The organism is Mycobacterium sp. (assembly GCF_052143115.1).
Classification (GTDB): Bacteria; Actinomycetota; Actinomycetes; order Mycobacteriales; family Mycobacteriaceae; genus Mycobacterium.
Genome location: NZ_JBKQTQ010000040.1, coordinates 1 through 8086, shown reverse-complemented (window position 1 = coordinate 8086; position 8086 = coordinate 1). Strand labels below are relative to the sequence as shown.

General features: G+C 63.1%; 7 protein-coding genes. 3 read left to right on the top strand and 4 right to left on the bottom strand.

Features of this window, described 5'->3' with window-relative positions; translation table 11 throughout:
* Positions 1-63: 63 nt before the first annotated feature.
* On the top strand, positions 64-495 hold the full coding sequence (locus ACLQI9_RS04165) for a pyridoxamine 5'-phosphate oxidase family protein (protein WP_442382904.1): 432 nt from the start codon (positions 64-66) through the stop codon (positions 493-495).
* A 45-nt stretch (positions 496-540) separates the two neighbouring features.
* On the opposite strand, the gene ACLQI9_RS04160 is transcribed toward ACLQI9_RS04165, so the two are convergent.
* The 4 genes from ACLQI9_RS04160 to ACLQI9_RS04145 all read right to left on the bottom strand — a co-directional run bounded on the left by ACLQI9_RS04160 (position 541) and on the right by ACLQI9_RS04145 (position 6412).
* A complete protein-coding gene (locus tag ACLQI9_RS04160; RefSeq protein ID WP_442382900.1) occupies positions 541-2928 on the bottom strand; it encodes an HAD-IC family P-type ATPase in 2388 nt (795 codons plus the stop codon).
* A gap of 177 nt (positions 2929-3105) precedes the next feature.
* Positions 3106-3474: an STAS/SEC14 domain-containing protein gene (locus ACLQI9_RS04155; RefSeq protein WP_442382898.1), complete on the bottom strand. Its 369-nt coding sequence runs from the start codon at positions 3472-3474 to the stop codon at positions 3106-3108.
* A gap of 56 nt (positions 3475-3530) precedes the next feature.
* Entirely contained in the window at positions 3531-4424 is an 894-nt protein-coding gene (locus ACLQI9_RS04150; protein WP_442382896.1) for a universal stress protein, read from the bottom strand.
* Between the two features lie 497 nt (positions 4425-4921).
* Positions 4922-6412: an AAA family ATPase gene (locus ACLQI9_RS04145; protein ID WP_442382894.1), complete on the bottom strand. Its 1491-nt coding sequence runs from the start codon at positions 6410-6412 to the stop codon at positions 4922-4924.
* 217 nt (positions 6413-6629) lie between these two features.
* Here ACLQI9_RS04145 and ACLQI9_RS04140 point away from each other — a divergent pair, with 217 nt between their 5' ends.
* Together ACLQI9_RS04140 and ACLQI9_RS04135 are read left to right on the top strand one after the other, a co-directional pair.
* Positions 6630-7589 carry an Acg family FMN-binding oxidoreductase gene (locus tag ACLQI9_RS04140; RefSeq protein ID WP_442382902.1) on the top strand — a complete coding sequence of 320 codons (960 nt, stop codon included), beginning with the start codon at positions 6630-6632 and terminating at the stop codon, positions 7587-7589.
* Positions 7590-7752: 163 nt separating this feature from the next.
* On the top strand, positions 7753-8086 hold a 334-nt coding region (locus tag ACLQI9_RS04135), incomplete at its 3' end, for an HPF/RaiA family ribosome-associated protein (RefSeq protein WP_442391137.1).

Below are 8086 nucleotides of genomic sequence, written 5' to 3'. Positions count from 1 at the left end.
GTCCTTCGCTTGAAGGACGAACGACACTGCAAAGCCGCCCAGAGCGGTCCTATCGTGAATCAGATGATAAGCGTTGAACCCGTCACCATCCTCTCGGCAAGCGAAAGCTGGGATCTGCTGGCAAGCGTGGCGTTAGGGCGTCTCGTCACGAGCGTCGAGAGCCAGCCCGAGATCTTTCCAGTCAACTTCGTCGTCCAGCGACGCACCGTGCTTTTTCGCACCGCCGAGGGCACCAAGTTGGTCAGCGCCGCGATCAACAATCGTGTTCTTTTCGAGGCCGACGATCACGATGCCGCCGAAGGCTGGAGCGTGATCGTGAAGGGCACGGCACGCATGCTCCGTACCAATGAGGAGCTTAAGGAGGCTGAGCGGGCGCAGTTGCTGCCCTGGACTGCGACCTTGAAGCAACATTACGTTCGCATTCACCCGGTCTCGATTACCGGCCGCCGTTTCCGGTTCGGTCCGGAACCCAGCCCGGAATCCACATTCGCCTGATTCGTACGCTCCGGGGAGCCGGCTGCCACCTGATCAATCGTTCGGCTAGCGCCATAAACGAAGGGGTGCGGCGCCCGACCAGCCTCTCAACCACCACAGTGCTTCGACGATCGCAGCGCCGAACAAACCGATCGCCAGCGCGGTGGCGGTCAACGCGATGTTCGAGGGATCGAGCATGAATTGCTCCCGCGCGAACGGAATGCTGAAGATCACCACGTACGCGGTGCCGGACAGCGCGACCAACACGACCCGCCACCAGGAGTACGGCCGTGCCACCACCGCGAGCACCCACACTGCGATCACCAAAAGGGTGATCAACGCCGATGTCGACGCCTGCATCTGCTGGGCCGGGGTGGCCGCAGCGCCCCTGAAGGCCAACAAATAGCATGCGAAGGTGGCGATCCCGACGACTGCACCATTCGGCACCGCGGCCGTCATCACCCGCCGCACGAAACCGGCTTGCGCACGTTCGTTGTTGGGTGCCAGCGACAGGATAAACGCGGGAATGCCAATGGTGAACCACGCGGCTGTAGTGACTTGGATTGGCTGGAACGGGAACATCAACGCGTTGACGCCTAACGCCTTAGCGCCCAGGCCGGTGACACCGATCAGCAGCGCCAGCAGCACCGAGTACACGGTCTTGGTCAAGAACAGGTTGGATACCCGTTCGATGTTGCCGATCACGCGGCGTCCTTCGCCCACCACGTAAGGCAGCGTGGCGAACCTGTTGTCCAGCAGCACAATCTGGGCGACGGCCCGTGCCGCCGAACTCCCCGCCCCCATGGCGACGCCGATGTCGGCGTCCTTCAGGGCCAGCACATCGTTGACACCGTCACCGGTCATCGCCACAGTATTGCCCCGTGATTGCAAGGCGCGCACCATCGCACGCTTCTGGTCGGGGCGGACGCGGCCGAAAGCGGTGTATTTCTCCAGTGTTCCGGCTAGCTCATCGGGATCGGTGGGCAACTTCCGCGCGTCGAGCACCTCCCCGGACAAGCCCAATGCTGACGCTACCGCACCCACCGATACTGCATTGTCGCCCGAGATCACCTTCACCGAAACCTTCTGCGCAGCAAAGTAGTCCAACGTCTCGCGGGCGTCGGGCCGAACCCTTTGCTCGAGCATGACCAGGGCGCCGGGGATGACGTCGCCCGGCGCGTCGGGATGGTCGACAGGCAGATTGGTGGACCCCAGCAGCATTACGCGCAGCCCGCGGGATCCGGCCTGCTCGGCCTGCTCCGCGACCCCTGAAGATGGGTCCAGCAGCACGTCCGGCGCCCCGAGAACCCAGTTGCCCCGCCCGGAATAGGAGACGCCGCTCCACTTGGTCGCCGACTTGAACGGAGCGGTCGCCGTGGCGGTCCAGCCTGGTGGGTTGCGGTAGGCCTCGGCGATAGCCTGGATGCTGGCGTTGGGGCGGGCATCGTCGGCGGCCATCGACGCCAGCACATGGACGATGGTGTCCATGCCGGTCGCGGAGTCGAGCCGCCGCACGTCGGCGACCTGCATCCGGTTCTCGGTCAGGGTGCCGGTCTTGTCGGCGCATACCATGTTGACCCGGGCCAGGCCCTCGATCGCGGGCAACTCCTGTACCAAGCATTTGCGCCGTCCTAGGCGAACTACCCCGACCGCGAACGCGATCGACGTCATCAAAACCAGGCCTTCGGGAACCATCGGGACCAGCGCCCCCACCGTGCGCAGCACCGACTGCTGCCAGCCGGCATGAGTGGTGAACAGCTGTGTGTAGATGATCAATAGCCCAGCGGGAATCATTAGGTAGGTGATGAACGCCAGGATCTTGTTGATCCCGGTGCGCAGTTCGGAGCGCGCAAGGGTGAACTGGCTAGCCTCTTGCGTGAGCCGGGAGGCGTAGGCGTCGTGTCCGACTTTCGTGGCCCGGTACGCGCCGGTGCCGGCGACGACAAAGCTGCCGGACAGCACCGCGTCGCCGGTGCCCTTCAGGACTGAGTCGGCCTCGCCGGTGAGCAGCGACTCGTCGACTTCGAGGCCGGATTCCTCGACCACTACTCCGTCGACAATGAGCTGGTCGCCCGTGCCTAGGTCGATGATGTCATCGAGCACTACCTCGTTGGGCAGGAGTTCACGTGTCCCGTTTGTGCGGCGCACCAGTGGTTTGGCCTGCCCGACGATCGCGAGTTTGTCCAGCGTCTGTTTGGCTCGTAGTTCCTGCACCGTGCCGATGAAGCTGTTGGCGATGATCAAAACCCCGAACAGACCGTTGATCACCGAACCGGTCGCCAGCACGAAGGCGAACAGCACACCTAGGATCGCGTTGATCGGGGTGAACACGTTGGCCCGCACGATGTCGGCCACGCTGCGCGTCGCCCGGCTTGGCACGTCATTGACTTTGCGCTCGGCAACCCGCTGGGCCACTTCGGCGTCGGTGAGCCCGGTGGCGAGCGACGACGTCATGGAGCGCAAGCCTATCGAGCGAGCCCGGGAATCCGTAGATTCCGGGGCCAAAAGTCACTCAAGACTGCTGGCATTCATCCTCTGGTCGACCGGCCCTCCCAATGAAGGCCGCGGGAAAGGCCAGCAGCAAGTTCCGATCCGACTGGTGACGATCGTCGACGGTTGCGGCTCAATGCATTACGAACCGTTGATGATCCATTGTCGTGCTTGCTCGATCTGCTCGCCGGGAAAATGCCGAATCTTCGCTGACACAAAGTGCGTTGCCAGATGCTCGGCGACATCCCCGACGTGTGAGTCGGTGACGAGCGCGACCTTCTTGATGTGCTTTTGATGATCCCGAACGAAGCGAAAGTGGGTGACCATCGCCCCGAAACTGTCCCAGCCCGGGAATGCCGGGGCGTTGATAATGAGGCCCGCAAGATCGCCAGTTGCCTCGATCTGCGGATCAACCGCTTTTGCCAATTCGGCGAAATCTTTCTTGTCGAGCGCGGATTTGGGTCGCACCTGCAGGATGGAGTGCGCGGTATCCAGGTCGTAGTCGATCATGTTCTGCTCCTAGAGAATCGTTGTGTCAGAGGCTGAGGCGGCGACGGTGGTGATCACTAAGCCTCGACCGGCCGCGCTACGATCACAGGCATACGGACGGATTGAACGACCGCGTTGCTGACCGAACCCAGAAGCGTGCCCGCGAGACGACCCCGGCCGTGGCTCCCCAGGACGGTTAGCTGCGCGGATTCCGATGTATCGACGAGCGCGCGGGCCGGCCGATCGCAAACGATGAGCCTGTGCACGGTCACGTCGGGGTAGCGTTCTTGATAGCCTGCCAACGCCTCGGCCAGAAGGCGCTCTTCTTCGGCCTTCACCGCCGACCAGTCCAAACCCGGAAGTTCGAAAATTTCCTTGTCGCTCCAAGCATGCAGTGCTATCAAGTCGACGTGGCGACGCGACGCCTCGTCGAATGCGATTGCAGTAGCGAGTTCTGAGGCTGGCGAGCCGTCAGTGCCCAAGAGCACGGGAGCCTGTGCGGGATGTGGCATCCGCGGATCCTCGTCGCGGATGACCGCGACAGGACAATGTGAATGCCGCATCAGCTCAGAACTGACGGAGCCGAGCAAACCGCGAGCCAATGCTCCCCGTCCGTATGTGCCCACGACCATGAGCTCGGCCGTTTTGGACAGGTCGGCGAGCGTCGGGACGGTTGCCGAAAAAAACAATTCGCTGTCGATCGGTATCGGCAGATTGTCGTTCGCGGTATCACGGGCGATCTTCAACGCGTCTGCGAGGATCCTGCGACCCTCGTTTTCGTGCCATTCCGCAAATCGGTCCAGCGTTGGGGCCTGCGCCCATGTCGAAACGGTGGGATTGACCACGTGGACCAGGGTTAGCGGTATCTTGCGCGTGACCGCGTCATGCGCTGCCCAAGATACAGCGGCATTCGATGCTGCCGATCCGTCGACGCCGACGACGATGCCATGGTTCTTGGTGTGTTTTGGCATTTCACTCTCCTTAAGTCAAAAGCAACGCTAGGCCGCGTCGGATCGCCCGTCACGAGGCATTAGTCCTCAAATTCGCGGTCGTAGGACCCTCGTCCGTGCGATGCTGCCGACCGCACTCGGTGCCCGTAGTGCAGCAGAATCGATTCTGGTAGGTACGACGTTTCAAACACTGCGATCGACGCGGCAAAATTAAAAGCTGAATCACACTGCCGAATTTCTGGCCCGCACTGAGGAACCCGTCCAGCTGGCCGTCGTGGGCAGTGACGCGGCGGGTCACATCGCCCGAATTGTCGGTCGAGTAGGTCACTCTTTGTTTGACCGCGCCGCGTATTCGGCACTGGTGGTCCGCAGCTGACGGTGAGCGCCACCGTTGACAAATCATCAAATGCACGTCGGTGTTTTGTTCACGAACGCGCGCCGGCCGGTAGCTCGAGTACTTGCACAGTGCTCGATCACCTTCGTCGCGGGTTACTGAGAAAGGCTTCGTAGGTTAAGGGCTAATGCGAGTTGTGCCAGAATTTTTCAGCCTGGTCGGTGCAGTCGCCTAACGCTTGGCTGGTGTCGATGGGGTGAGCAGTGTCCCACGCGTCGTCGCGGACCGCCAAGGCCCGGGCGATGTGCGGGGTCGCGTCCGAGGCGCTTGGCGCCCGGTGCCCTACTCGCTCGACTGCTGCGCCCACTGACGTCCAGCAGACGATCTCGAGCAGTGTCGATGCGGTCTGGCTGGCTAGCGCATGGGCCAGACGACGATGACGGGGATCCCGCCAGGTGCCGTCGAGGATCACGGGTCTCCCGCCAGTCAGGGATAAGCGTGCGCGTCGGATGACTTCGTGATACACGGCAGCGACCTGGTCCGGCCGATAGAGGCCCTCGTCGAGGATGCCGGCTTCGCCGTCGATCGTGCCGTGCTTTTGCAACTCACGTCGCACATCGTCGGTGGAGATCACTTCTGCGCCAACACGTTCGGCGAGCGAATGGGCGAGTGTGGTCTTGCCGGTGCCAGGGGCGCCGCCGATGAGGACCAACCGAAGCGCCCCGGCCGTTAGATGTTCGACCGCCAGCGTTAAATGACGCGACGCGTCAGCGGAGGCATCGCGGTTTTTCTGCGCGAGCCGTATACAGTCGACCTTCGCCCGGACCACTGCGCGGTAGGCGATGTAGAAGTGCTTCAGCGAAGCTGGGGCGTTGTCTTTGGCAAAGTGACTGTAGGTATCCAGGAAGTAGTCGGCAAGGTCTTTGCGTCCGAGGAATTCTAAATCCATCGCCAAAAACGCCGCATCGTCGATGCGGTCGACGTACCGCAGATCATCGTCGAAATCCAGGCAATCGAGCAGCACCGGACCGTCAGGCATGCAGAAGATGTCATCGGCCAACAGATCGCCGTGTCCGTCGACGATACGTTCATCGACGATGCGCTGCCCGAACAGTGCCGCACGACCTGCAATGTAACCTCTTGCCAGGCATTCGATTTGCCCGAGTAATTCGGGCGGCGCCACTGTTCCGGCGAAGTGCGCAAGTTCGGCAAGATTTTCTTGCCACCGTGCGCTGATGGCGCCAACCTTGCCTTGCGCGTCCACGGGCCGCCTGTGATGCGCGCGGTTGTGAAAGGTCGCCAATGCTTCCGCGATGTCGGCCAGTTCACCTTCCACCGGGGCGCCACGTTTCACCAGCGTGGCTAGTCGCCGGGAGTCGGGGTAGCGGCGCATGACGATGACAGGCTCAGCGGGACCCCCGGCAGGATCGCTCCAGTGCCCTACTCCCAGGTAGCTCTCGGGCGTCAGCCGGCTGTTGAGCAGGACTTCCCGGGCGCAGGCCCGCTCGCGGCGGTCGACAGTGCTGAAATCCAGGAAGTCGGTTGTAACGGATTTCTTTGCCTTGTACGCCTTGTCACCGGCGAGCACGACGACACCCGTATGTGTTTCGTGCACTTCGAGATACGGGCTGATCTCTCCCGCGGACACTTCAGGTACCTGACCGGCCTGTTCCATGGCACGATCCTGTGCCGGTGCGAGCGCTCGGCGTAGCGTCGGAGGGCCACAGTCGTGGCGGTGAAGGTCACTACGTGCCAGGGCCGAAAGTCCCTGCCGCATAGATAGGCGAACGGCGACGCCGTCGGGACCAATGACTCTAGCAGCGCACAGCGCCCTCGATAGGGTCGATCTCAGGCCGAACGGAGGAAATGACATGCCTCAAGCGGTGCTGGACATGGAGGTGGTTAAGAGGGCGGTACAGCTGGCGTGCCGCGCGCCGTCGGTGCACAATAGCCAGCCGTGGCGCTGGGTAGCCGAGGGTGCAGGGCTACACCTGTTCGTCGATCGGTGCCGGTGGGTGCACAGTGCCGACCGGTCCGGCCGGGAGGCGATCATCAGTTGCGGGGCTGTCCTCGATCACCTTCGCATCGCCATGGTGGCGGCTGGCTGGCAGGCGCACATTGAGCGGTTCCCCAACCCGAACAATCGAGATCATTTGGCATCGCTCGAATTCAGTCCACTCGAATTCGTCACCGACGCCCAGCGCAAGCGGACCGAGGCGATTCTGCAGCGCCGAACCGACCGGCTTCCGCTGGGCCGCCCGACGTACTGGGCGTCGTTCGAACCGGTGTTGCGCAGCAGTGTCGACGAGAGTGTCGCGATGCTCGATGTGCTCTCCGATGACGTGCGACCACAGCTGGTCGAGGCGTCGCAGCTTACCGAGGCGCTGCGCCGCGACGACGCTTCATACCACGCCGAACTGCAATGGTGGACATCGCCTTTCGCGCTATCCGAGGGTGTGCCTCCGGACGCGCTGGCATCCGACTCAGAACAGCAGCGGGTCGACGTGGCGCGGGATTTCCCCTCCCGCAGCCATCTGGACCGCCGCGTGGACGTCGCCGTGGATTGGTCGAAAGTCCTTGTACTGTCGACCGCTGAGGACACCCGAACGGACGTCTTGCGCTGCGGCGAAGCCCTGTCCACCGTGCTGCTGGAGTGCACGATGGCCGGCATGGCGACCTGCGCGCTGACTCATCTGATCGAGTTGCGCGACAGCCGCGATATCGTTCGCACGCTCATCGGCGGACGCGGGGAGCCGCAGGTGCTGATCCGTGTCGGCATAGCGCCGCCCATGGAAGACCTTCCTGCGGCAACACCACGACGGCCGCTCGACGATGTGCTGGAAATCCGCTAGCCAATCCGGGCGGTCTTGCGAGTTCTGACGGCATTTCCCACCCGTGAGCACGCGCAGAGTCGCGCTCGCGAGCCCTGTTTCGTTCGATGCCGCTTCTGCTCGCGCAGGTCCGGTGACCTTTGGCCCTGGCCAGCAACCAGCTCCGTGACGTAGCACGGTAAGTATGCGCCACAGAACAGAATTGCCACAGGCCATCGACGTTGACGTGACAACGCACGATGAGTTTCCGGGAGCGGCCGATTACGCGCGCAGCAAGATCGGCGAGCTCGGGCGGTACACCAGCCGACCGGTGCTGCAGGCCCGCGTCAAACTGACCAGGCATCGCGATCCGGCGGTGCAGCGGCCCGTGGTCGCGCAGGCCAATCTCGACGTCGATGGCCGGCCTGTCCGCGCTCAGGTCCAGGCAGAGACCGCGCGAGAAGCGGTCGATCTTCTCGCGGCGCGGCTGCGCCGCCGGCTGGAACGCGCCGCCGAACACTGGGAGGCGCGCCGCGGCG

What these genes read in the sequence shown, in the direction of transcription:
- ACLQI9_RS04165 (WP_442382904.1), top strand. Translation starts at nt 64, where the DNA reads ATGATAAGCGTTGAACCCGTCACCATCCTCTCGGCAAGCGAAAGCTGG.
- ACLQI9_RS04160 (WP_442382900.1), bottom strand. Translation starts at nt 2,928, where the DNA reads ATGACGTCGTCGCTCGCCACCGGGCTCACCGACGCCGAAGTGGCCCAG.
- ACLQI9_RS04155 (WP_442382898.1), bottom strand. Translation starts at nt 3,474, where the DNA reads ATGATCGACTACGACCTGGATACCGCGCACTCCATCCTGCAGGTGCGA.
- ACLQI9_RS04150 (WP_442382896.1), bottom strand. Translation starts at nt 4,424, where the DNA reads ATGCCAAAACACACCAAGAACCATGGCATCGTCGTCGGCGTCGACGGA.
- ACLQI9_RS04145 (WP_442382894.1), bottom strand. Translation starts at nt 6,412, where the DNA reads ATGGAACAGGCCGGTCAGGTACCTGAAGTGTCCGCGGGAGAGATCAGC.
- ACLQI9_RS04140 (WP_442382902.1), top strand. Translation starts at nt 6,630, where the DNA reads ATGGAGGTGGTTAAGAGGGCGGTACAGCTGGCGTGCCGCGCGCCGTCG.